The sequence below is a fragment of the Halomonas sp. DQ26W genome (assembly GCF_003339685.1).
In the GTDB taxonomy this organism is placed as follows: Bacteria; Pseudomonadota; Gammaproteobacteria; order Pseudomonadales; family Halomonadaceae; genus Halomonas.
Window position 1 is genome coordinate 25,926 of the sequence record NZ_QPKI01000007.1, and the last position, 23,047, is coordinate 48,972.

At 63.6% G+C, this 23,047-nt stretch carries 24 protein-coding genes and 1 tRNA gene; 17 read left to right on the forward strand and 8 right to left on the reverse strand.

The window, feature by feature from the left end; all coding sequences use genetic code 11:
• Positions 1 to 195 precede the first annotated feature (195 nt).
• Positions 196 to 636 (reverse strand): hypothetical protein, encoded by a 441-nt coding sequence (locus DU490_RS05285; RefSeq protein ID WP_114573290.1) that lies wholly within the window; start codon positions 634 to 636, stop codon positions 196 to 198.
• Complete coding sequence (locus tag DU490_RS05290; protein ID WP_114573291.1) at positions 636 to 905, reverse strand: hypothetical protein; 270 nt, start codon at positions 903 to 905, stop codon at positions 636 to 638. Before DU490_RS05290 ends, DU490_RS05285 begins: the two co-directional genes overlap by 1 nt.
• A gap of 244 nt (positions 906 to 1,149) precedes the next feature.
• Between DU490_RS05290 and DU490_RS05295 the strand changes: the two genes are divergently transcribed.
• The 4 genes from DU490_RS05295 to DU490_RS05305 all read left to right on the forward strand — a co-directional run bounded on the left by DU490_RS05295 (position 1,150) and on the right by DU490_RS05305 (position 3,363).
• A complete protein-coding gene (locus tag DU490_RS05295; RefSeq protein WP_114573292.1) occupies positions 1,150 to 1,350 on the forward strand; it encodes a hypothetical protein in 201 nt (66 codons plus the stop codon).
• 15 nt (positions 1,351 to 1,365) lie between these two features.
• Complete coding sequence (locus DU490_RS05300; protein ID WP_114573293.1) at positions 1,366 to 1,665, forward strand: hypothetical protein; 300 nt, start codon at positions 1,366 to 1,368, stop codon at positions 1,663 to 1,665.
• A 523-nt stretch (positions 1,666 to 2,188) separates the two neighbouring features.
• Positions 2,189 to 2,353, forward strand: coding sequence for a hypothetical protein (locus DU490_RS17140; protein ID WP_181869973.1), 165 nt, complete (start codon positions 2,189 to 2,191; stop codon positions 2,351 to 2,353).
• Positions 2,350 to 3,363, forward strand: coding sequence for a hypothetical protein (locus DU490_RS05305; RefSeq protein WP_114573294.1), 1,014 nt, complete (start codon positions 2,350 to 2,352; stop codon positions 3,361 to 3,363). Before DU490_RS17140 ends, DU490_RS05305 begins: the two co-directional genes overlap by 4 nt.
• A gap of 334 nt (positions 3,364 to 3,697) precedes the next feature.
• On the opposite strand, the gene DU490_RS05310 is transcribed toward DU490_RS05305, so the two are convergent.
• Positions 3,698 to 3,774, reverse strand: a tRNA-Arg gene (locus tag DU490_RS05310).
• A gap of 173 nt (positions 3,775 to 3,947) precedes the next feature.
• On the opposite strand from DU490_RS05310, the gene DU490_RS05315 reads away from it, so the two are divergent.
• Genes DU490_RS05315 through DU490_RS05335 form a run of 5 tightly spaced genes read left to right on the forward strand, consistent with a single transcriptional unit; the run spans position 3,948 to position 11,707 of the window.
• On the forward strand, positions 3,948 to 5,177 hold the full coding sequence (locus DU490_RS05315) for an efflux RND transporter periplasmic adaptor subunit (protein WP_114573295.1): 1,230 nt from the start codon (positions 3,948 to 3,950) through the stop codon (positions 5,175 to 5,177).
• On the forward strand, positions 5,174 to 8,335 hold the full coding sequence (locus tag DU490_RS05320) for an efflux RND transporter permease subunit (protein ID WP_114573296.1): 3,162 nt from the start codon (positions 5,174 to 5,176) through the stop codon (positions 8,333 to 8,335). Before DU490_RS05315 ends, DU490_RS05320 begins: the two co-directional genes overlap by 4 nt.
• On the forward strand, positions 8,325 to 9,833 hold the full coding sequence (locus tag DU490_RS05325; RefSeq protein ID WP_114573297.1) for an amidase: 1,509 nt from the start codon (positions 8,325 to 8,327) through the stop codon (positions 9,831 to 9,833). The genes DU490_RS05320 and DU490_RS05325 overlap by 11 nt, the downstream gene beginning before the upstream one ends.
• 35 nt (positions 9,834 to 9,868) lie before the next feature.
• Positions 9,869 to 10,663, forward strand: coding sequence for a methyltransferase domain-containing protein (locus tag DU490_RS05330; RefSeq protein ID WP_114573298.1), 795 nt, complete (start codon positions 9,869 to 9,871; stop codon positions 10,661 to 10,663).
• A 15-nt stretch (positions 10,664 to 10,678) separates the two neighbouring features.
• Positions 10,679 to 11,707 (forward strand): methyltransferase, encoded by a 1,029-nt coding sequence (locus tag DU490_RS05335; RefSeq protein ID WP_114573299.1) that lies wholly within the window; start codon positions 10,679 to 10,681, stop codon positions 11,705 to 11,707.
• A 24-nt stretch (positions 11,708 to 11,731) separates the two neighbouring features.
• On the opposite strand, the gene DU490_RS05340 is transcribed toward DU490_RS05335, so the two are convergent.
• From DU490_RS05340 to greB, 3 genes are read right to left on the reverse strand one after another with little or no spacing between them, the layout of a single operon-like run.
• The gene (locus DU490_RS05340) at positions 11,732 to 11,986 is read right to left on the reverse strand and encodes a DUF2442 domain-containing protein (RefSeq protein WP_114573300.1); all 255 of its coding nucleotides are present in this window, start codon (positions 11,984 to 11,986) and stop codon (positions 11,732 to 11,734) included.
• Positions 11,955 to 12,212, reverse strand: coding sequence for a DUF4160 domain-containing protein (locus tag DU490_RS05345; protein ID WP_114477305.1), 258 nt, complete (start codon positions 12,210 to 12,212; stop codon positions 11,955 to 11,957). The genes DU490_RS05340 and DU490_RS05345 overlap by 32 nt, the downstream gene beginning before the upstream one ends.
• 14 nt (positions 12,213 to 12,226) lie before the next feature.
• On the reverse strand, positions 12,227 to 12,766 hold the full coding sequence (gene greB / locus DU490_RS05350; protein ID WP_114477306.1) for a transcription elongation factor GreB: 540 nt from the start codon (positions 12,764 to 12,766) through the stop codon (positions 12,227 to 12,229).
• Positions 12,767 to 13,015: 249 nt separating this feature from the next.
• Here greB and DU490_RS05355 point away from each other — a divergent pair, with 249 nt between their 5' ends.
• The 8 genes from DU490_RS05355 to DU490_RS05390 all read left to right on the forward strand — a co-directional run bounded on the left by DU490_RS05355 (position 13,016) and on the right by DU490_RS05390 (position 21,221).
• Positions 13,016 to 13,678: an NUDIX domain-containing protein gene (locus DU490_RS05355; RefSeq protein ID WP_114573301.1), complete on the forward strand. Its 663-nt coding sequence runs from the start codon at positions 13,016 to 13,018 to the stop codon at positions 13,676 to 13,678.
• 1 nt (position 13,679) lies between these two features.
• Positions 13,680 to 14,126 carry a DUF1249 domain-containing protein gene (locus tag DU490_RS05360; protein ID WP_114573302.1) on the forward strand — a complete coding sequence of 149 codons (447 nt, stop codon included), beginning with the start codon at positions 13,680 to 13,682 and terminating at the stop codon, positions 14,124 to 14,126.
• A 33-nt stretch (positions 14,127 to 14,159) separates the two neighbouring features.
• Positions 14,160 to 14,882, forward strand: a complete 723-nt coding sequence (locus DU490_RS05365; RefSeq protein ID WP_114573303.1) for a phosphodiesterase — start codon at positions 14,160 to 14,162, stop codon at positions 14,880 to 14,882.
• A gap of 126 nt (positions 14,883 to 15,008) precedes the next feature.
• On the forward strand, positions 15,009 to 15,983 hold the full coding sequence (gene cysD / locus DU490_RS05370) for a sulfate adenylyltransferase subunit CysD (RefSeq protein ID WP_114573304.1): 975 nt from the start codon (positions 15,009 to 15,011) through the stop codon (positions 15,981 to 15,983).
• A complete protein-coding gene (gene cysN / locus DU490_RS05375; RefSeq protein ID WP_114573305.1) occupies positions 15,983 to 17,425 on the forward strand; it encodes a sulfate adenylyltransferase subunit CysN in 1,443 nt (480 codons plus the stop codon). Before cysD ends, cysN begins: the two co-directional genes overlap by 1 nt.
• Positions 17,426 to 17,566: 141 nt before the next feature.
• The gene (chrA, locus tag DU490_RS05380; protein WP_114573306.1) at positions 17,567 to 18,937 is read left to right on the forward strand and encodes a chromate efflux transporter; all 1,371 of its coding nucleotides are present in this window, start codon (positions 17,567 to 17,569) and stop codon (positions 18,935 to 18,937) included.
• Positions 18,938 to 19,330: 393 nt separating this feature from the next.
• Complete coding sequence (locus tag DU490_RS05385) at positions 19,331 to 20,443, forward strand: App1 family protein (protein ID WP_258801324.1); 1,113 nt, start codon at positions 19,331 to 19,333, stop codon at positions 20,441 to 20,443.
• Positions 20,444 to 20,546: 103 nt separating this feature from the next.
• A complete protein-coding gene (locus tag DU490_RS05390; RefSeq protein WP_114573308.1) occupies positions 20,547 to 21,221 on the forward strand; it encodes a zinc metallopeptidase in 675 nt (224 codons plus the stop codon).
• Between the two features lie 80 nt (positions 21,222 to 21,301).
• On the opposite strand, the gene cmoB is transcribed toward DU490_RS05390, so the two are convergent.
• Positions 21,302 to 22,294, reverse strand: a complete 993-nt coding sequence (gene cmoB, locus DU490_RS05395) for a tRNA 5-methoxyuridine(34)/uridine 5-oxyacetic acid(34) synthase CmoB (protein ID WP_114573309.1) — start codon at positions 22,292 to 22,294, stop codon at positions 21,302 to 21,304.
• A 1-nt stretch (position 22,295) separates the two neighbouring features.
• Complete coding sequence (gene cmoA / locus DU490_RS05400) at positions 22,296 to 23,039, reverse strand: carboxy-S-adenosyl-L-methionine synthase CmoA (RefSeq protein ID WP_114573393.1); 744 nt, start codon at positions 23,037 to 23,039, stop codon at positions 22,296 to 22,298.
• Positions 23,040 to 23,047 lie beyond the last annotated feature (8 nt).

The following is a 23,047-nucleotide window of genomic DNA, read 5'->3' on the forward strand; positions in this document are numbered from 1 at the left end:
CCGGCAAACCCGGCACTAGCTGGCGATATAAAACAATAAGTTATGGATTAAAACCGGCACAACCCGGCACTAACCCGGCAGCCAACCTTTCGTTGACTCCCCACAACCCCCCGCCCGGCTAGCCCGTCTGGGGTTGCGGGTCCTTCCTGACAGTGCCGCTCCCCACGAGGGGCGCCGAGCGCGGTGTTCGAGAGTTTAATAATTTCCCTGACGCTCTCCGAGATTTAGATAATGGTTTTTTAAATGCTTTCTAGCTCCGATTTTTGCAAAAGCCACTATTATTACTACTTGGAATGCGGGGATTATCATAAAGCGTAGCGAGTACATTTCTTGGAAGACAGCTATGAGCATAATTGTTCCAATCAATAATGCTATTGTCGCCACTATAGTAATAAATCCATTTCTTATCGTGATGGGGTTTACTTTTTTGAATAATATGGGGGTTATATGGGTTGCAAGATATGCCCCAAAAGCTACACTAGCAAAACGAAGAAAAAGGAAGTTCATTAAAAATAGGAAGCTGCTTCCATCTCGAGCGTTGTCGCCAAGCATGCCAATTAAAAATAACACCATGCCGAGTGAAAGCCATCCGACTACAAAAATCGCAAGAGAAACAGCTATCGCCAATACGGCCATCACGAATCACCATCTATAAGGGAGCCTATGAAAACAAGGGCGGTTGCAGAAATGGCCCCACCATAGGTGATGATGAAAACGTTCCAGTTGGAGTTTGCAATTCCTTCATATAGTGGTGCAAACATAAGGGTGAATGGGAAAAAAATAAAAGCGATTGTTCCTCCGATGAAGCCTAGATTGTCTACAACAATTCCCATTGACAAGAAAAAACCCCATATGCCGGCTACCCAATAAATAATTAACCCCGGTATTTTGAATATTTGTCCCATTTTGATTCCTTTGCTTGGCTAATGATCCTTGGCTAACAATAGCTAATAGGCTATCAAGGTTGCAACTATTGAGACACTGAAAGAGGTGAAAATCGTTGGTAGTAGGAACGGTAAAGCGCTAGCCGGTAGCTATTGATGACCGAAAAAAGAGTGGAGATTCCTGTAATGCTCTGATTTTTAAATATTTTCATTCCAGATGTTGATGAGATATGGGTGTCGCCCTCGGAAGTCTAGGGTATGACCGATGACAGACCACCACAGCACCGCCACCGCCCCGGACGCCGACGAGCTGCTGCACTACCTGAGGGGCTATGCTGACCGATACCAGCGCCAACACTGCCGCCGCCTGGAGGCCGTCACCCTGCCGCGGGACACGTGGCGGGCGCTGGGCAAACCGGAAACCGCCGCCGGGCTGCGGATCAAGCCGGAGGTCGGGGACACGTGATTAAAGGGGGAGGCTATGCGGAAGGCTATATTTACTGCGCTGCTGGCGCTGTTGTTGTTACCGATGACCGCCGAGGCCGAGTGGAGAAACTACGAAACGGAATGGGATCGCAGCTTTAATCGGGAGGTGGCGCTGGCCCTGGCCGCTAACAACGTCCGGGGATGCGGGGAGTTCAAGCACAAGCGCCATATCAAAGGCGGGAGCGAATACCTAGTTTATTGCACCGCGGACGGGGAGAGGTGGCGGGCTTACCTGGTGTTCGCCGGGGTTCAGCGGGTTACGGGGCCCTTTGAGCCGCACCCTATGTTTGATTGACGGTCCCGCACGGGGCCCGCCTGTTATAACCCCGCCGGGCTAGGGCTCCGCCGCTGCCGCCCCTGGTGGGCTCCGCCGCTGCCGCCCCTGGTGGGCTCCGCTGTTGCCGGCCTGGTGGGCTCCACCGCTGCCGGGCCCCTCTGCTGCCGGGCTGTCTCCGCTGCCGGGCCCCTCTGCTGCCGGGCCCCTCTGCTGCCGGGCTGCCTCCGCTGCCGGGCTGCCTCCGCTGCCGGGCTGCCTCCGCTGCCGGGCTGACTCTGCTGCCGGGCTGCCTCAGCTGCCGGGCTGCCTCCGCTGCCGGGCTGCCTCTGCTGCTGGGCTCCGCCGCTGCCGGGCTGCCTCTGCTGCCGGGCTGCCTCTGCTGCTGGGCTACCTCCGCTGCTGGGCTGCCTCTGCTGCTGGGCCCCTCCGCTGCTGGGCTGCCTCCGCTGCCGGGTGCTATTGTATATTCCCAAAAAGCCTATTAACAGGCTCTGTTATTCTTTATAGTATGGAATAAGGTTATATCTGATAGGAATTTTCCATGCCAGACCATCGCCGCCGGGGCAGGGAATGCAGGCCGACACAGCAAGACGAAGCCGGGTATTGGCGCTTGCTGCGCGACCTGGCGGACCACGGGGACGCCCATGCCGCCGGGCTGTTGTTGATGCTGCGGGAAATCCGAGAACTGAAAGAGGGCAGAGCATGACCACCAACGCCGCCAACCTGGCCGCCGCGATTACCCGGCAGGCCGCACGCCGCGAAGCCGCCACCCTACGTCTGGCTAGCCTGGACGGTTCCGATACTCGCGACCGCCTGACCCACGCCGAGGCCGTGGAGCGTGACGCCGCCGAGAAGCTTTGGAGGGCCTTTGCACCTTCCGAACAATGGGGCACCGTCCCCGGAGTGGAGGAGGTTCGGACGGCTGCCGAGCGCCGCACGCCGCGAAGCCGCGATAACCTCGGGAACGACCGGGATGCACACTTCAACGGCTGCCGGGACCACCTGGAGCGGGTCACCGCTAACGTTGCGGAGCTGTCGGAGCTGTCGGAGGCGGAAACCGAGGAGCGGGAAGCCCTGGGGGAGGAGCTGGCGGAGATCAACGCCGCGGGATACGGGGTGCAGCCTACCCGCAAGGGGCTGACAGCCATGGAAGATGCCATTGCCTGTCAGTGTGCCGAGCTGGCGCGGGTCAATCTGGCCCTTGCCGACCTGGAATCAGGCGAAGACGACACGGGGGGCGCCTCTGCCGACCTGGAGGCCGCCCAGCAGCGGGTAGACGAGCTGGCCGCCGCTGCTGCACTGGGGGAAGCCGATGAGGCGGAGCTACGGGCCGCGGCAACCGCCCTGGCCAAGTCGAGGCAGCGCGCCAGCACCCCACAAGATGCCGCGAAGCATAGCGAAGCCGCCCGTCGCGGGCTGGAGCGGAAAGCCGAGGAACTGGCCGCCGGCATCGACCACATTGAACAGACTAGGTGGGAGGTCGAGGCGGAGGTCTGCCGGGCCGAGTGGGCGGAAGCCGAGCGCCGGCTGGTGGACCTGCTGGAAGGTGGCGAGCTGGTGGAGGTTATGAATCGGCTGCGCGAGTCCCGTACCGCCCACCACCGGGCGCACAGGATCGCCTACGGGAACGCCCCTACCCTTATCGGAAAGGACCGGCTCGAGATTACCGGGCCCCTGCTGGAACACCATACGATGCGTTGGCTCTTCCGCGTTTAACGGTGCGACTCCTCCCCCAGTATCGCGGGCCTAGTGCTAGGGGGGACCGGAGCAAAACGCCCGCCGCTGGCAAACCCGAACGGCTCCTCCGCGGGCGCCAGCACTCAAGGCCCTTCGGGGCCTTGTTTCATTGGGAGCCACGCCGCTGTCGAGTGCACAACCCCCCGCGTCAATTCATGAGCCCCGCGATTCGGCAATTGCTGGGCTACCTGACGCTGAGAACCGAGCCCTTAGGGTCGTCCATACCTTGCAGGGTGTGGGGGTGTGTGTGGGGGCGGAGGTGGTTCTGATTGGATTGCTAAGCGAGGGAGCGAAGCTAAGCTATTGAATTAATTGGCGCCCCCACCAGGATTCGAACCTGGGACCTTCCCCTTAGGAGGGGGACGCTCTATCCAGCTGAGCTATGGGGGCGCAACGGCTGCGCATTATATGGGCTTGGGGCGGCAAGATAAACCGTAACGGCCGAAGCCCTTGCTTGCGTACCACTGTCACACCCCGTCACAGGACTGCCCATCGGCTGTAATTGGGCGGTATAGTAGTGCCTTTTCATTCCTATTCGTTATTTGCATGTTCCAGGAAGTCTCATGATCAAGCGTCTTCTCCCTATTCTGATTCTGGCCATTGGCGTGACTGGCTTCCTGACATTGCGTCTGATGCGTCCGGAACCGGTCGAGGTGGTGGTACAGGAGCGTAGCTGGCGGGTCGACTCCATGGTGGTGGCCTATAGCGAGCATGTGCCGGTGTTGCCGCTCTTTGGCGAGGTGGTCTCGCCAGACCGGGTTAGCCTGGTGGCCCCCATGGCGGCGCGGGTCGCCGAGCGACCGGTGCAGGAGGGGCAGCGTGTCGCGGCTGGCACGTTGCTCGTTGCACTGGATGAAGCCGATACACTGCCGCCCTTGCGTCAGGCCGAGGCCGAGGTGGCGGATATCGAGGCGCAGATCGCCAATGAACGGATCCGCAACGAGAACGACCGTGAAGCCCTGGCGCGGGAACGCGATATTGTCGCCAACGCACAGCGCCAGTTGGAGCGAACCCGTTCGCTGGTCGATCGCAACCTTGCCTCTCCCTCGGACCTGGATAATGCCAGCGATTCCCTGGCACGTGCTCGCCTTACAGTGGCCACCCGCGAGGGGGCCATTGCCGAGCACCCGGCACGGCTGCAAAGTCTGGAGGCGCGGCTGGCCAGAACCGAGACAGTGGAGCAGGCGGCACGGCGGGACGCGGATCGCAGCCGCGTGGTGGCACCCTTTGACGGTGTCGTTACCGGTATTCGGGTCGCCCCCGGTGATCAGGTGGCCTCAGGAGCGGCGCTGATGAGTCTTTATCCCCGGGAAGGGCTGGAACTTCACGCTCGTGTACCCCGGCGCTACCTGGCCGAGCTGGGCGAGTCGCTTGAGCAGGACGAGCCGTTGATAGCGGAGGCGGTGGAGGGCGTTCAGCGTTTCCGGCTGCAGCGACTGGCCGGAGAGAGCAATCCGGGCGGTACCGAGGCGATCCTGGTGCTGGCAGGAAGCGCCTCTGGCCTTCGCCCAGGGACGCTGCTACCGGTTCTGTTGCAGCGCCCTGCGGTGGCCGAGACCCTGGCGGTGCCCTTCAGCGCCCTGCACGGCAGCGATGTGTTATACCGCATCGATGAGCAGGACCGCCTGCAGCGTCATACCGTGACTCGTCTGGGGGAGACCCTTGGCACTGACGGTGAACGCTGGGCGCTGGTCAAGCCTGACGGGCTTGCCGCTGGTGAGCGCGTCATTGTCACGCACCTACCCAACGCCATGCAGGGGCTAAGGGTCGAAGTCGCCGAGCCACAGCCATGAGTCGTAAGCGGGGGATCATCGGTTTTTTCGTGCATCATCGGGTCGCCGCCAACCTGGTCATGCTGGCAATGTTGCTGGGGGGTGCCCTGGGCATCGCTCGCATGAATGTACAGTTCTTCCCGAGCTTTGCCCTGGATGTGGTGAGCGTGCGGGTGGTGTGGAGCGGGGCCTCTGCCGAGGATATCGAGCAGGGCGTGACCAACCCGCTGGAACAGCGGCTGCGTAGCCTCCACGGCTTGAAGCGAATGACCTCCACTTCGGCACAGGGCATCGCCAACATTACCCTGGAGTTTGTCGAGGGCAGCGACCCGGTGTTGGCCCTTGACGATGTCCGCCAGCAGGTTGACGGCTTCACCAGCCTGCCGGCGGATGCTGAATCGCCGGAGGTTTCCCGGGTGGTACGCTACGAGCCGGTGGCACGCCTGCTGGTGCGCGGCGAACTCGACGAGCGAGAGTTGCGCCAGTTGGTGCACCGTTTCGAGAACGAACTGCTACTGCGCGGCATTGATCGCGTGCAGGTGAGTGGTTTGGCCCAGCAGCAGATCAGCGTTGAAGTGCCGGCGGAGCGACTGCAGAGTTTGTCGCTGTCGCTGGATCAGATTGCCGAGCGGATCCAGGCCATGTCCCGAGACCTGCCCGCCGGTATTCTGGGCCAGCAGGATAGCGCCCGGGAGCTGCGTTCGCTTGAGCAGCGCCGTGACCCACTGGCGTTCGAGAATCTGCCGATTCTCAGTAGCGACCGGGTGCAGCTGCGCCTGGGCGATATCGCGGTGGTCCGCCAGGAACCGAGAGAAGGGCAGCTGAGGCTCAGCCGCGAAGGCGAGGCGGCAGTGGAAATGCAATTGCAGCGTGCCGAGAGCGGTGACTCCCTGGCTGCCGCAAGAGTGCTCGATGAATGGCTGGCCGACACCCGGCCGAAGCTGCCGCCAAGCGTCGAGCTGGAAGTGCATGACGAGTCTTGGCAACTGATCGACGAGCGCATCTCGCTGCTCATCAGTAATGGGGCAGGTGGTCTGCTGCTGGTGGTGATCCTGCTCTACTTCTTTCTTCCGGCACGGGTGGCTCTGTGGGTGGCCATCGGCATTCCCACTGCCTTCATGGCGGCGCTTGGGGTGTTCTGGGGCATCGGCGGCTCGATCAACATGATGTCGCTGTTTGCCCTGATCATGGCGCTGGGGGTGATCGTCGACGATGCCATCGTGGTGGGCGAGGATGCCGATGCACATCATCGCGCAGGGGAGGCCCCGAGGCATGCCTCGGCGGGCGCGGCGCGGCGCATGCTGTGGCCTGTGCTCGCCTCGTCGCTGACCACGGTGGCGGCCTTCATGCCGCTGCTGATGGTGGGCGGTATCATTGGCAATATTCTGGGCGATATTCCGATCATCATGATCTGCGTGTTGATCGCTTCGCTGCTGGAGTGCTTCGTGGTGTTGCCGGCGCACCTGCGCAATGCCTTCGTTCCCGGTCGTCCCGGTTCGCAAGCCGAGCGCCCTCGTCGCGGGCTGGGCAATCTTCGCCAGGGTTTCGAGAACGGCTTCCAGCGCTTTCGAGAGGGTCCCTTTCGACGCTTTTCTGCGCTCTCCTTGCGTTATCGGGGTGCTACGGTCGCCATGGCCTTGGCGGTGGCAATCGTGACGGCGGGCCTGCTGGCCGGTGGACGTATCGGGTTCAACTTCTTCCCCGCCCCCGAACCCAGCGTGCTCTATGCCAACGTCAACTTCGTTGCCGGTACCGAGCGGCAGCGGGTGGACCGTTTCCTCGATCACCTGCAGACCAGCCTCGACGAGGCCGAGCAGTCGCTGGGTGGCGACCTGGTAAAGATGGCCGTGGTCCGCCACGCTGCCACCATCGATGGCGGTGCGCCGAGCCGCAGTGCCGACGAGGTGGGGTCGATGATGGTGGAGCTGATTTCGTCGGATCATCGCGACGTACGCAACAACGCCTTTATCGCCGCCTGGCGTGAGCGCATCCGGCTCCCGGCGGGACTTGACAACCTCACCATCAACGAGCGCGCTGCCGGCCCGCCGGGCAGGGACGTCAACATTCGCCTGACAGGGGAGGATGCCATGGCCCTGCGGCTGGCGGCCGACTCACTACGACAATCGCTTTCCAGCCTGCCCGGTGTGCTGGATACCCAGGACGACATGCCCTGGGGGCGGGAGCAACTGATCTACCGGGTCAATCCTTGGGGCGAGGCCCTGGGGCTTACCACCGCCGAGCTCGGGCGACAGTTGCGAACCGCCTTTGACGGACAGGTCGTGCAAATACACCAGGCGGGGGCCGATGAGATCGAAGTGCGTGTCCATCTGCCACGGGAGCAGCGTGAGCGTATCGCCACGCTGTCGAGCCTGGCCGTTCACCTTCCCGACGGGCGCCAGGTGGGGCTGGATCAGGTCATGGACCTGTCACACCGACAGGGCTTCGAGGCGCTGCGTCATGCCGATGGCCAGCTGTCGGTGGAGGTTACCGCTGAACTCGATACGGCGGTCAGCTCCGCTGACCGGGTGCGCGAGTCGCTGTCGGCTGCGGTGTTGCCTGCCCTGGCCCGGGATCACCACCTGAGCTACAGCTTCGAGGGGCGTGCCGCTGACCAGCGCGAGACCCTGGCCGACATGCGTACTGGGCTGCTGATAGGCCTGGGGCTGATGTACGCTGTGCTGACCTGGGTCTTCGCCTCCTGGAGCCTGCCGCTGATTGTCATGGCGATTATCCCCTTCTCGCTGATCGGTGCACTGCTGGGGCACTGGTTGTTGGGGATCGACCTGACGATCCTGTCACTGTTCGGCCTGTTCGGACTCTCGGGTATCGTGGTCAACAACGCCATCATCCTGGTCAGTTTCTATCGGCTGCAGCGTGACCGGGGCCTGGCCATCGACGAGGCGCTCAACGAGGCGGTGGTTCAGCGTGTGCGGGCGGTGTTGCTTACCTCGCTGACCACCATCGGCGGGCTGTTGCCCCTGCTGTTCGAGACGTCGCTGCAGGCCCAGTTCCTGATTCCCATGGCGGTATCCATCGCCTTCGGGCTGGGGGTCTCGACGCTGCTGGTACTGCTGGTGATTCCGGCGTTGCTATCCTGGCTGGAGCATGGTCTGGAGCGGTGGGCACGGCGAGACACGCCGCCAGTGGCGACACACGAGGAGAGTCCACATGGAGGTTGATGAGTATCGTCGTCACGACGGCCTGGGTCTGGCGGCGCTGATTCGCAGCGGCGAGGTGAGTCGTGATGAGGTGTTCAAGGCGGCCTGTGCTGCCGTCGAGGCCGACAATCCGAGCCTGGCGGCGGTGGTTCGCACCCGCTTCGAACGGGCCCGGGCCGAGGGCCGGCAGGTTGATTTCGCGGCACCCTTTGCCGGGGTGCCGACCCTGACCAAGGACCTGTTGATGGCCCTTGAAGGCGAGCCGCTGGCCTTCGGCAGTGCGTCTCTTGCCGACTGGAAAGCCCCGGCGGATTCGACCCTGGTCACCCGCCTGCGCGAGGCGGGTTTCTCCATTCTCGGTCAGACCGCCACGCCGGAACTGGGGTTGATGGGCATCACCGAGCCGCGTGCCTTTCCTCATCCGCGCAATCCCTGGAATCCCGCCCATTCTCCTGGTGGCTCCAGCGGTGGCTCAGCGGCTGCGGTGGCCGGGGGCCTGGTGCCGCTGGCCATGGCCGGCGATGGCGGCGGGTCGATTCGCATACCCGCCAGCTACTGCGGGCTGTTTGGCCTCAAGCCTTCCCGGGGCAGGGTGCCGCTGGGCCCGATGCATGCCGAAGTGTGGCAGGGCGCCGTGGTCGAACACGCTGTGACGCGGTCGGTTCGCGACAGCGCCGCGCTGCTCGATGTCACCAACGGTATGGATGAGAGCGACCCCTACCCTGTGAAGCGCGAGCGGGGCTTTCTGGCGGCGCTGGAACGTCCGCCTGGACCGCTGAGTGTCGGCGTATCCCTGGGCGACCCCCTGGGCAAGCCGATGGGCACCGTGCTCGATCCCCAGGTCCGCCAGGCCGTGGAGCAAGCGGCGGCAACCCTCGAAGGGCTTGGGCATCACATCGAGTGGGCAGAGCCGCCGGTCGATGGCGAACGGCTTGCCGACAGTTACCTGACGCTCTACCTGGGTCATCTCACCGCCGACCTGGCATGGATCAGCCAGCAAACCGGCGTACCTGTGTCGCGCCTGGACATCGAGCCTTCCACACGCGCTGTTGCCCGGCTGGGGCGTCACCTGCCGGTGCGCGACTATGAACTGGCCAAGCGTTACTGGAACGAGGTGGCGCGCAGCATGGGTGCCTTTCATCGACGCTACGACATGTTGCTGATGCCGGTGGCCGCCGCTCCGGCACCGCGCCTGGGCGAACTCTACCCGCCACCGGCACGGGAACGTCTGATGTCGCTACTGGCGATTCCGGGCATCGCCAGGCTGGCGCTCAAGGCGGGCATGCTCAAGCGTCTGGCGCGAGATGCTCTGGCCCGCACTCCCTATACCCAGTTGGCCAACCTCACAGGCCAGCCGGCCATGTCGTTGCCGCTGCATGTCACGCCAGAAGGCTTGCCGGTGGGCGTGCAGGTGGTAGGTGCCATGGGCGATGAGCGCCGCCTGCTGGCGCTGGCGGCCCAGGTCGAGGCCGAGGTGCAATGGCAACGGCACCTGCCCAGGCCGGTCGAAGGCAGGTAGAATGCCCGCCACATTCCGCGGTTGCCGAGCCCTGCATGCCTGATCACGCTTCTCCCTTCTCGTTGGCCGGCGACCGTCACTTCGATGGTCTGGCCGAGAAATTTGCCGGCAGCCTCTATGGTGGCCCTCGCGGGGCGCTGCGTCTGGCCCTGCTCGATCGCCTGCTGCCGGAAATGCTCGACCTCTACGGCCAGCCGGTGCTCGACGTGGGCGGTGGTCTGGGCCAGCTCTCGGGCTGGTTTGCCCGGCGGGGTCATGCGGTGACTCTGGTCGAGCCGGCCTCCGACATGCTCGATCATGCCCGTCAGGCACTGGCTGGGCAGCCGATCACCTTCGTCGATGCATCGCTGCAGGCACTGTCGCAGCGTGCGGCAGGCCCATGGTCGTTGATTGCCTGTCACGCGGTGCTGGAGTGGCTGCACGACCCGCGTGCGGCGCTGGCTACCCTGGCGGGCCAGCTGGCGCCGGGAGGGCAGCTGTCGCTGATGGTGTTCAACCGCGATGCGTTGCGCATGTCAAATGTGGTCAAGGGCAACCTCGAGAAGGCGCTGGACGACCGCCTCGAGGGCACCGGCAAGCGCCAGCGGCTGACGCCGATCTCGCCGCTGACCCACCGCCAGATCGAGGCCTGGAGTGCCGAGAACGGCCTGGCCATCGAGGCAGTGGCGGGCATTCGTGTCTTTCACGACTATCTGCGCCACCCCCCGGCCACCGAGGCCGACTGGACTCGGCTGGTGGAGCTCGAGCAGCGCTACTGCCGCATGGAGCCCCACTGGCGGCTGGGACGCTACCTGCTCTACACCCTGGTTCGCACCGATACCCTCACCTGATCAAGGAGCTCCTCGATGCCCGCCGAGACCCCGGTCTGCCAGCTGCTCGAACGCCAGGACGCCGACTATAGTGGTTGGCTGTGGGCATCACCGCCCCGTGACGCCTGGCTCGAGGCTGTCGAGGGTGGGGCGAGGCAGGGCAGCGTGCTCAGCGCCGACCATGCGGTGCTGCAAGCCTGGCGGGCCCTCGGCCGCAAGGCCAACTCTCCCTTCGATACCCCGGTTTCGGCCGAGCCCCTGGGGGTGGTGCTGTTCTGGCCCAAGGCCCACGCCCTGGGAGAGTGGTGGCTGTTTTGGCTTTGCGCCAATCTGCCTGCGGGAACGCGGCTGCAGCTGGTGGGGGAGAACCAGGGCGGTATCAAACGGGTGCTCAAGGTGCTGGCGGCGCTGGGACTGGGCTGTCGAAAACGCGATAGCGCTCGGCGCTGTTCGCTGTTCGAGACGCGCCTGGGCCGGGTGGATATCGACCCGGAGGCGGCGTGGTCCTCCTTCGCGGCCGAGGGGCTGACCCTGATCAGCCACCCGGGCGTGTTCGGCCACGGCAAGCTTGATGATGGCACCAGGCTGTTGCTCGAGCAGTTGCAGAATGTGCTGCCGGAAGGCGGGGCGAAAGGGCGGGGCGAGCTACTCGATATGGGTTGCGGCGACGGGGTGCTGGCGGCCTGGCTGGCGCGGCGCGGTCACAGGGTCACGGCGGTGGACGTCAATGGCTTTGCCGTCGAGGCGACCCGGCGCACCCTGGCCACCAACGACTTGCAGGGCGAGGTGCTGGCCGGCGATGTCTACTCGACCCTCGGCGAGCGGCGTTTCGAGGTCATCGTCAGCAATCCCCCGTTCCATCAGGAGCGCAGCATCGACTACGGCCCGGCCGGGCGCCTGATTCGCGAGGCGCCCGAGCACTTGCGGCCGGGCGGCCGGCTCATCCTGGTGGCCAACACCTTCCTGCCCTACCCGGATCTGCTGGAGAGTACCTTCGGCGGCTTTGAAATCCTTGCCGACGACCGGCGCTTTCGGGTCTATCGAGCGGTGAAGGCGAGGCGCTGATTCTCCTGATATTCAGGCTAGCCTTCAGGCGACGCGTCCGTGGTGCTGGGTCGTGTCGCCGCGTCCGGCAATCAGGCCTTTGACGGAAATATCTTCATCGAGGTCGTCCCAGTGCAGTCCCTTTCCGGAATAGCTGATCCGGTACTGCTCGCGTTCAACGGGGCTGGCATGCAGCAAGCGGGGGAACCAGGCCAAGGGCACGCCCAGGGTCCGGCCGTCGCTGAGTTCGACCCACATGGTGTGCTCGTCAAAGCTGACGGTCTTGGCGGAAATGCTCATTCCAGGCCCTCTCGATCTCGCTGCGATGTGCTTCCACCAGCTGCATGAGCTGTGCAAGCTGCTTTCTATTGTAGCCACAGCTGTTGGCGATGGCGATTTGTGGCATGACCCATATCTTGGCTTCGCCGTCTCCGCTCTCGGCATGGATATGCATGGGTTCCAGCGGGTTCCCTTCATTCGAGTAGAAGAAGAAACGAATTCCCTTGTAGCGGAATACCACGGGCATGGTGCCTCCATGCGTTACTGTTGCGGATCGCGGTAGGCGATATCCGTGATCACGTAGGTGGTGTCGCCGGCCGGTGCCTTCACCGTCACGTCGTCGTCCAGCGCCTTGCCCAGCAGGGCACGGGCCAAGGGTGCGTCGACGCTGATCCAGCGCTTGGCGGTATCGGTCTCGTCATGGCCGACGATGCGAATGCGCATCTCCTCGCCTTCCTCGTCTTCCAGGGTGACGAAGGCACCGAAATAGACCTTGTCGGTCGCCGCCGGCAGCCGGTCCACCACCTGTAGTTCGTCGAGCCGCTTGGTCAGGTAGCGGATCCGCGCGATGACGCGGTTGAGCTCCTTCTTGTTGTAGGTGTAGTCGGCGTTCTCGCTGCGGTCCCCCAGTGCCGCCGCCTCACCGACCTTGGCCGACAGGGCCGGGCGCTTCACCCGGGAGAGGTGGTCGAGGATGCCGCGCAGGCGTTCCGCCCCCTCGAGGGTGATCAGGTTGCTCTTGGGTTCCTGGCGCGGGTCCTTGGCCGGGTCGCGCCAGCGGGTCATGTTGCGGCCCTTCATGCCATTCCGCTCCTGTTTGGACTGAGAGTCGCAACATACGCCATTCTCCCGGCGCTGGCCAAGCGTCGGAGCGGGAAGAGGCCCGAGCCCTGCTGGCGACGCTCTGATCCTTCCTGGCTGTTCCTCTCTTCCGCAACCCTCCTCCTGGCCCTGCCCTTGGCTGCCGTGCCGGTCGCCCTGACCGCACAGCAGTTGGCTTTCCGGTCCCCGGTCATGATAATGGTCGCCATTCGTCGATTGGAGAATGGCATGCCCAACAGCCACGACCAGAACCTCGACTACGACCAGAGTCGCGAGATCACGCTTCTTCCCGGCTTTTCGTTGGCCGATGTGGAGCTGCGCGAGCGGCGCTGCTTGTATCAAGGCTTCTTTCGCCTGGAAGAGGTTCACCTTCGACATCGCCTCTTCGAGGGTGGCTGGAGCGGCGAGGTGGTGCGTGAGGTGCATTGCCGTCATGATGCTGTGGGGGTGCTGCTTTACGATGTGGAGCGAGATTGCGTCGTACTGGTGGAGCAGATCCGCGCCGGTGCCTTGTCCGACCAGGTTTCGCCCTGGAAGCTCGAAGTGGTAGCCGGCCTGGTCGAAGCAGGGGAGAGCCGGGCCGAGGTGGCTCGCCGCGAGGCCATGGAGGAAGCCGGCTGCCCCGTTGACGATCTGATTGAATTGCACACCTACTACCCGAGCCCGGGTGCCTGCGACGAACGGGTGACTCTCTATTGTGCCCTCGTCGATTGTGGCGGGCTGGGAGGCGTGCATGGGCTCGACGAAGAACACGAGGACATTCGCGTCCACGTGCTACCGTTTACCGAAGCTTGGGAACTCCTGCAGGCTGGCCGACTCGACAATGCCATGTGTCTCATCGCCTTTTACTGGCTGGCTGCCGAGCGAGCATCTCTGAGAGCAAGGAGGTAGCGTGGCAAGAACCGCCTATGTGACCGACCTGAAGGGCCTGCAGGGGGAATGCAGTGCCAACTACCTGCGCCTGTCCCGGCTGCTGGGTGATCTTGGCGAGGGTGAATCGCGCCAGCTGGAGCTGACAGGGCGCAATGGCCGCTTCGGCACCCTGCAACTGGAGATACTTGAGCAGGCACCCTATACCACCATGGCGCGGGTCACCCAGAGCGGTCTCATGGAGGGGCTCATCGAGCCGCCGCGCATGCGGGTGCATCTCTATCATGACGTGCGCATGGCCGAGGTCACCGATTTTCAGCGCGAACGCCACTTCGACGGCCGCTACCGCTACCCCAACCTGCGCATGTTCCAGCCCGACGAAAAACTGCAGCTCAATCGCTTCCTTGGCGAGTGGCTGGCCCATGGCCTGGCGCACGGCCACCCCGCCGACCTGCCCGAACTGCCTTGACGAGGGCGTTACCTTGATGAGCGAGCTGCCCTGATGCGTATCGTCCAGATCACCGACTGCCACCTCCATGCCGATCTCCGGGCACGCTCCCGGGCCGGCTTCCCCCTGCGCCAACTCGAGGCGGTGGTGAACGCCGCCATCGGTGAGCATCCCGACCTGGTGCTGGTCACCGGCGATGTCAGCCAGGATGAGACCACGGCCTCCTATGAGCTGGCCCATGGGGTGCTGTCGCGGCTGGATTGCCCCTGGTTCTGGCTGGCCGGCAACCACGATCAGCCCCAATTGATGGAGCCGGTCAAGGCCATCCGCCGGGAGGTCGATCTCGGCGGTTGGCGCCTGTTGACGGTGGATACCTGCGTGCCTGGCCAGGCCCATGGCGAGATCGGGGAAACGCGTCTTGCCGAGCTGGTCGAGCGGCTGGGAGCGGACGACCGGCCCACGCTGCTGGCCATGCACCATCCGCCGCTCATCCTGGGCTCGGAATGGCTCGATGCCATCGGGCTAAAGGATCGCGACGTTCTGTGGCAGACCCTGGCCGACTTTCCCCAGGTAAGAATGATCCTCTGCGGTCACATTCACCAGGCGCTGGCCAGCCAACGGCAGGGGGTGGCCATCTACGGTGCCCCCTCCACGACCGATCAGTTCCTGTCTGGCTCGGCTGATTTCGCCATCGACGAGGCCTCTCGTCCCGGCTATCGCATCGTGGAGCTGGCCGGCGGCGAGTGGCTGACCTGGGTGGAGCGTGTCGACCTCTGACAGCGTAGCGTTATTCATATATCGACTAAAAAGATAGGCAATCATTCTTTTACGTTATTATGGTTCCGGCGTTAACCTGTCTCGCATGATCCTACTTGCCCTTAGTCATGCGAGGTACCCGGGCCGATGACCAGTCTTCATGCACCCGCACGCGAGCCGGCCGCCCAGGCTGCCGGAGCGGAGCAGGCGTCTCTTTCGACCCAGCGCCTGACCCATCTCCAGCAGTTGGAAGCCGAGTCCATCCATATCATTCGCGAGGTGGCCGCCGAGTTTGCCAATCCGGTGATGATGTATTCCATCGGCAAGGACTCCTCGGTGATGCTGCACCTGGCGCGCAAGGCCTTCTATCCCGGCCCGCCGCCGTTCCCGCTGCTCCACGTGGACACCACCTGGAAGTTCCGCGAGATGATCGAGTTCCGCGATCGCATGGCGGCTGAGGTGGGCATGGAGCTGCTGGTGCATACCAACGAAGAGGGGCGTGCCGCCGGCATCAACCCCTTCGACCACGGTTCCAGCGGCTATACCGACGTGATGAAGACCGAGGCCCTCAAGCAGGCGCTGAACAAGTATGGTTTCGATGCCGCCTTCGGCGGTGCTCGTCGCGACGAGGAGGCAAGCCGGGCCAAGGAGCGGGTTTTCTCGTTTCGCGACAAGTTTCACCGCTGGGACCCCAAGAACCAGCGCCCGGAGCTGTGGAATCTCTACAACGCCCGCATCAACAAGGGCGAGTCGATCCGCGCCTTTCCGCTCTCCAACTGGACCGAGCTGGATATCTGGCAGTACATCCATCTGGAGCAGATTCCCATCGTGCCACTCTACTTCAGCGCCCCGCGCCCGGTCGTCGAACGCGACGGCATGCTGGTGATGGTCGATGACGACCGCCTGCCGTTGGCCGAGGGCGAGGTGCCCGAGCAGAGGTGGGTTCGCTTCCGTACCCTGGGTTGCTATCCGCTCACCGGCGCCGTGGAGTCCAAGGCCGCCACGCTGCCCGAGATCATCCAGGAGATGCTGCTGACGCGCACCAGCGAGCGCAGCGGCCGTGCCATCGATCACGACCAGGCCGGCTCCATGGAGAAGAAGAAGCGCGAGGGTTATTTCTAATGGCACACCAATCGAATCTCATTGCCGAGAATATCGAGCAGTACCTGCACGAGCACGAGAACAAGGACCTGCTGCGCTTCATCACCTGCGGCAGCGTCGACGACGGTAAGTCGACCCTGATCGGTCGGTTGCTGCACGATTCAAAGATGATCTTCGACGATCACCTGGCGGCGATCACCCGGGACTCGAAGAAGAGTGGCACCACCGGCGAAGCGGTGGACCTGGCGCTGCTGGTCGATGGCCTGCAGTCGGAGCGCGAGCAGGGCATTACCATCGATGTGGCTTATCGCTTCTTCTCCACCGACAAGCGCAAGTTCATCATCGCCGATACCCCGGGCCACGAGCAGTACACCCGTAACATGGCTACCGGTGCCTCCAACGCCAGCCTGGCGATCATCCTGATCGATGCCCGCTACGGGGTGCAGACCCAGACCCGCCGGCACAGCTTCATCGCCGACCTGCTGGGCATCAAGCACCTGTTGATCGCGGTCAACAAGATGGACCTGGTGGGTTTCGAGGAAGCACGCTTCAACGAGATCGTGGCCGACTATCGGCGCTTCGCCGAGCAACTGTCGGCCAGCGACATCCGCTTCGTGCCGATCTCGGCACTGGAAGGCGACAACGTGGTCAACCGCAGCGACCGCTCGCCCTGGTACTCCGTCGACGGCGAGCCAGGCCCGGCCCTGCTGGAGTTGCTGGAAACCGTCGAGGTGTCACGGGACCGCAACGTGGTCGATCTACGCTTTCCGGTGCAGTACGTCAACCGACCGAACCTGGATTTCCGCGGTTATGCCGGCACCCTGGAGGCGGGCATATTGCGCCCCGGGCTTGCGGTCAAGGTGCTGCCCTCGGGCAAGACCAGCCGCGTCGAGCGGGTTGTCACCTTCGATGGCGATCTGGAGGCCGCCTGGCCGGGCCAGGCGGTCACCGTCACCCTGGAAGACGAGCTCGATATCTCCCGTGGGGACTGGATCGTCGCCGAGGGTGCCGATATCGCCCTGTCGAACCGTTTCGATGCCGATATCGTCTGGATGCACGAGCAGCCCCTGGCGCCGGGCCGTCAGGTGGACATTCGCCTGGCGGGACGCTCGGTCTCCGGCCAGGTGAGTACCATTCACCACCAGGTGGACGTCAACACCCTGGAGCGGCACGGCACCGATCAGCTCGAGCTCAATGCCATCGCCCGCTGCCGCGTCGAGCTGACCGCCGAGGTGGCCCTGGATCCCTACGAGCAGAGCCCTGGCACCGGCAGCTTCATCGTCATCGACCGGCTGACCAACGTCACCGTGGGGGCGGGAATGATACGCTCCATCGCTGGAGACGAGGAGAAGCCAAGCGGTGAGATTGACTGGGCTGCCTTCGAGGCGGACCTCAATGCGCTGGTGCGCAAGCACTTCCCCCACTGGGAGGCGAAGGACGTGCGCGACCTGCTGACACGCTGATCGCGTCATCCTGCTGTCTTCGATGCCCTGCTAATACTGTCTTCGAAGCCCTGTTAATGCTATCTACGAAGCCCTGTTAATATACGGGGCTTCGTTTTTTCGGCTGTCGATTCGCTTTTCCATCCTGCACCAGGGATTTTTATGCCGCCCAACGCCGTACCCCATGATGTTCCCTTCCGCGAGGCGGTGCATATCTGGCTGCGTATAGCCCTGTTGAGCTTCGGCGGGCCCGCAGGCCAGATCGCGGTCATGCATCGTATCCTGGTAGAAGAAAAGCGGTGGATCGGCGAGAACCGTTTCCTGCATGCCTTGAACTACTGCATGCTGCTGCCCGGCCCCGAGGCGCAGCAGCTGGCGATCTATATCGGCTGGCTGATGCACCGCACTCGGGGCGGTCTGCTGGCGGGTACGCTCTTTGTGCTGCCGGGTTTCATTGCCATCCTGGCGCTAAGTTACCTCTATGCGGCGTTGGGCAATGTGGGCCTGGTCGAAGGACTCTTCTTCGGCCTCAAGGCGGCGGTGCTGGCCATCGTGGTAAACGCAGTGGTGCGGATCGGCAAGCGGGCCTTGAAGAACAACGTCATGCTGGGCATTGCCGCCGCGGCCTTCGTGGCCATCTTCTTTCTGGATATCGCCTTCCCCCTGATCATCGTTTCGGCGGCCCTGATCGGCTATTTCGGCGGTCGGGCGGGCTCGCCGCTGTTCCAGGTAGGGGGCGGCCATGGTGCCAGCGGGGAAAGGGGGCTTGCCGATAGCGACTCATTGCTCGGCGAGCAGTTGCCGGATCATGCCCGCGTCAATCGGGCCTGGTCGCTCAAGGTCTCGGCCATCTTCCTTTCCCTATGGCTCACCCCGGTGCTCCTGCTTATTGCCGTGCTCGGCTTCGACAGTGTCTTTACCCAGATCGCCACCTTCTTCAGCCAGATGGCCGTGGTTACCTTCGGCGGTGCCTACGCGGTGCTGAGCTACGTGGCCCAGGCAGCGGTTCAGAACTATGGCTGGCTGGCGCCGGGGGAGATGCTCGACGGGCTGGGCATGGCCGAGACCACACCCGGCCCCCTGATCCAGGTGGTACAGTTCGTCGGCTTCATGGGGGCATTTCGCGACGCCGGCGCCCTGGACCCCTGGGTGGCGGCGACTTTTGCCGCGGTGCTGACCACCTGGGTGACCTTCGTGCCCTGCTTCCTATGGATATTCCTCGGCGCGCCCTACGTGGAACGGTTGCGCGACAACGCCGCCCTGAGCGGCGCGATGACGGCCATCACCGCCGCCGTGGTGGGGGTGGTGCTCAACCTGGCGGTGTGGTTCGGCATCCATGTGGTGTTCGGCGAAGTGGGGGAGTGGCGCGGGGCGGGCCTGCGGCTGCTGATTCCCGACCTGGCCACCCTGGATCCATTGGCCCTGCTGCTCTCGGCCGGGGCCATGTTGGCGATATTCCGTTTCAAGCTGGGTATGCTCAAGGTGCTGGGTGGCTGTGCGCTGCTGGGTATGGTGTTTTCCCTGCTGAGTTAGTCATTGTCGGAAAAGTGTCTGCGCCCGGCCATACGGCGTTAAAAATCAGCTCAAAGTACTCATTTACACTCCGTAGACTCCGTCTTTTCGCTAATTTTTGCCTTGTCTGACCATCGCTCGTCGACTTTTCAGACAATGCCTGGTGTCCGCTGCGTTGGTTGTGTGAGTGGCGCCATTGGCTTGCACTTGGGTCGCAATGCTCCACACTGGCCGGTACACCTTCCGGTTGATGGGCTGGGGCCAGGCACGCAGTGCAGGCAGGGAAGGACGGGGCGACACGGGCAGGACGACACGGGCAGGACGACACGGGCAGGACAAGAGGAGAGCCATCATGCAGGTTGAACAGGCCGAGTCGAGACCATGGCGTGATGCTGTTTCCGGGCTCTCCGCCTGATGGCTGATCGCCCCCGGGCACCGCAACGGATCCGGCGCCTGCTACGCGCCATCGCCAGGCCGATGAAGAGCGACCGCGGCCGTGGCGGTCCCGTGGTGCATCCCTACCGTGGCTATGGCTCCACCCGCGAGGCATTCCTGATGGGGCGTGTCTTCCGCCAAACCAGGCTGGGGCGTGTCATTCCCCCTTATGGCGCCATGCGCGATGTCGCCGATGTGGCGCGCCGCGTCATCAGGCGGGGTCTTCCCGACGTCGAGGTGCACGTCACCCTTGGCGGCAATGACATGACGGTGACTACGGATCGCGATGGCTATTTCAACGCGAAGCTCGCGCTGCATCACCCGCTGCCACTGGGTACCTCCTGGCATCGCGCTGACCTTCATGTCGTGACCCATGGCGGGGCGGAGCCCATTCACAGCTTCACTGATGTCTATATTCCTCCGCAAAACACCGACCTGCTGGTGATCAGCGATATCGACGACACGGTGATGTATACCGGCGTTGCCGACAAGCTGCGAATGCTCTATCGCTTGTTCGTCAAGCAGGCCCACCAGCGTACCGCCTTCCCCGGCGTGGCTGCCTTCTACCAGGCGCTCTATATCGGCCAGCGTGAAGAGGCGCGCCGCCCGATCCTGTATGTCTCTCGGGGTCCCTGGAGCATCTACGAAATGCTTGAGGAATTCTTCCAGATCAATGACATCCCGGTGGGGCCGATCCTGTTCCTGAGGGAGTGGGGCATCTCTTTGCGAAGGCCCTGGCCACGCCGCGCCGAAGAGCACAAGTACGCCTTGATTACCCGTATGCTGGCACTGTTCGATGACCTCCCGTGCGTACTTATCGGCGACAGCGGCCAGCACGACCCGGAAGTCTACACTCGTATCGTCAAGGACCATCCTGGTCGGGTGAAGGCCATTTATATACGTCGCGTTGAAAGCCGAGCCGACCGTGAGCGAGCCATCGACCTGCTGCGCGAGGAAATCGACCACACCGACTGCGAACTGCAGCTGGCCGCCGATAGCACGGCAATGGCGGTACATGCCCGTGAGCGGGGGTTCATCTCCGAAAGCGGTCTGCAGGCGGTGCGTCGGGATTCCCGTGAAGAGACGATCTGACGTCGATTATGCCAATGCTTACCCCTGCACCATGAAACCCGCTCTGGTAGGCTTGGTCCAACCCTGAGATGCCGTGATCTGCTCTGCTGGAGTACGCCCCTCGATGATCGTGCTATTGATCGCCATGCTGCTGGCTATCTTTCTGCTTCCCAATGCCTGGGCCAAGTGGGTGCTGGCGCGTCACTCCCGTGGCCGGGACGACTATCCCGGTACCGGCGCCGAGCTTGCCGAGCACCTGCTGCGGCGAATGGGCGTCGAGGGGGTGCAGGTGGAGCTGACCGAACAGGGCGACCACTACGATCCCGAGGCGCGGCGGGTGCGGCTCTCACGCGATCATTACGAGGGGCGTTCCCTCACCGCCGTGACAGTGGCGGCCCATGAGGTGGGGCATGCGATCCAGCATCACCAGGGTTACGCGCCGCTGATCGCCCGATCCCGACTGGTGGGTGTGGCGCAGAAGGCCGAAAAGCTCGGCGCTCTGCTGATGATGGCGGCACCCTTCCTGTTTATTCTTACCCGCTTGCCGGGGGGCCTCGCCATCGTGGTGGTGGCAGCGGTTATCAGCTTCGGAACAGCGGCACTGGTGCATCTGGTGACTCTGCCGGTTGAATTCGATGCCAGCTTCCAGCGCGCCCTGCCGCTGCTCAAGGACTATGTTCCCCCTTATGACATGCCCGGTGCCCGGCATGTGCTGACTGCCTGCGCCTTCACCTATGTGGCGGCGTCCATGGCCAGCATACTGAATCTGGGGCGCTGGCTGGTGATACTGAGGCGTTGATGGGTCGCTGTGACACTCGACGACATGATCTGCGGCTATTCCGGCGACAGCCCCCGGCGCCGCTCACGTAATCCGGTCAACTACCTCGGCCGGTTGGCCATCACGACCGCCCGGCGGGGCGCGGGATAGCCCTCGCGGGTCCTTGACGGGTCCTCGGGGTCGAGGAAGTCGGCCAGCGACTGGAAGGTCATCCACTCGGTGGTGCGCTGTTCGTCGAGGGTGGTGACGGCTTCGTCGACGACGCGCACGTTAATGAGCCCGCAGCGTTCGAGCCATTGGCAGAGCGCGGCCGAGGAGGGCAGAAAGTAGACGTTGGGCATGGCGGCGTAGCGCTCGCCGGGTAGTAGTACGGTGGTCTCGTCGCCCTCCACGACCAGCGTTTCGATCACCAGTTCGCCGCCGGGGCGCAGGCAATCCTTCAACTGCAGCAGGTGCTCCAGCGGCGAGGGCCGGTGGTAGAGCACGCCCATGGAAAATACCGTGTCGAAGAAGCCGAGCCCTTCCGGCACGTCCTCGATGCCCACCGGCAGGAAGTGAGTGCGGCCGCCGTCGGCATCGCCGACGAAGTGGCGTAGCGCCTGGAACTGATAATAGAAGCGCGGTGATGGATCGATTACCAGCACGAAATCGGCACCCGCGCCGGCCATGCGCCAGGCGTGGTAGCCGCTGCCACCGCCCACGTCGAGTACCCGCCGACCGGCCAGAGGGGCCAGATGCGGGGCGACTCGCCGCCACTTCCAGTCGGAGCGCCACTCGGTCTCGATGTGAATGCCGGCCAGCGAGTAGGGGCCCTTGCGCCACGGCATGAGTTTGCGCAGCAGGTTCTCGCACTGGCGGCGTTGGGAATCGGGGAGGGCGCAGTCGACCGTGACGGTTTCGGCATCCAGGCGCACGTCGCGTGCTTCGGGCAGGACGGGCAGCTTTGCGACCGCCTTTTCCCAGGCCGGCAGATCGCCGAAGCGGTGACGGTCCAGCCCACGGGCCATCTGCTCGGGAAGCCGCGCGAGCCAACTTTCCAGGCCCTGGTCGATGAAGGCGCGATAGAGCGGACGTTGCACGACGGGAATCGTCACCTCAAACCTCCTTGAATGCGATCAGTGAGGCGAAGTTGAGGTACTGGAACCAGGTCAGTGAACGCGAGAAGCCGCTTCGGGCGAGGCGATCATGATGGGCATCGAGGCTGTCCGGCACCAGCACGTTCTCCAGCGCGTTACGCTTCTGGCTGATCTCCAGGTCGCTATAGCCGTTGGCCCGCTTGAAGTCGTGGTAGCGCTCCACCCGCCAGGCGTTGTCCTGCTCGTCCAGATCGACCACCTTCTCGGAAAGCACCAACACCCCGCCGGGCTCCAGGGCTTCATGGAGCCGGGAGATCACGGCGTCGCGGTCCTCGCGGGGCAGGAACTGCAGGGTAAAGTTGAGGACGATCATGCCCGATGGCCGATAGTCGAAGGTGCGAATATCCCCTTCGATGACCTCGATGACATGGTCGGGACATGCTTCCGCCAGGGTATCTCTGGCCCGCGCCACCATGGCCGGCGAGAGATCCACCGCGGTGAGCCGGAAGGCATCGGGAGGCAGTTGGCCGGTCAGGGCCAGGCTCGCCGCGCCTAGCGAGCAGCCCAGGTCATAGACATGGGCGCCGTGGCGCAGGTGGCGCTGGGCGATCAGCCCCAGCATACCCAGTATCTGGCCGTAGCCGGGCACCGAGCGGCGAATCATGTCGGGGAAGCAGGCGACGACCTGCTCGTCGAAGGAGAAGCGTGCGACACGGTCCAGGGGTGTGGAAAAGATCGCGTCACGGTAAGATGCATTACTCATGGGGCATG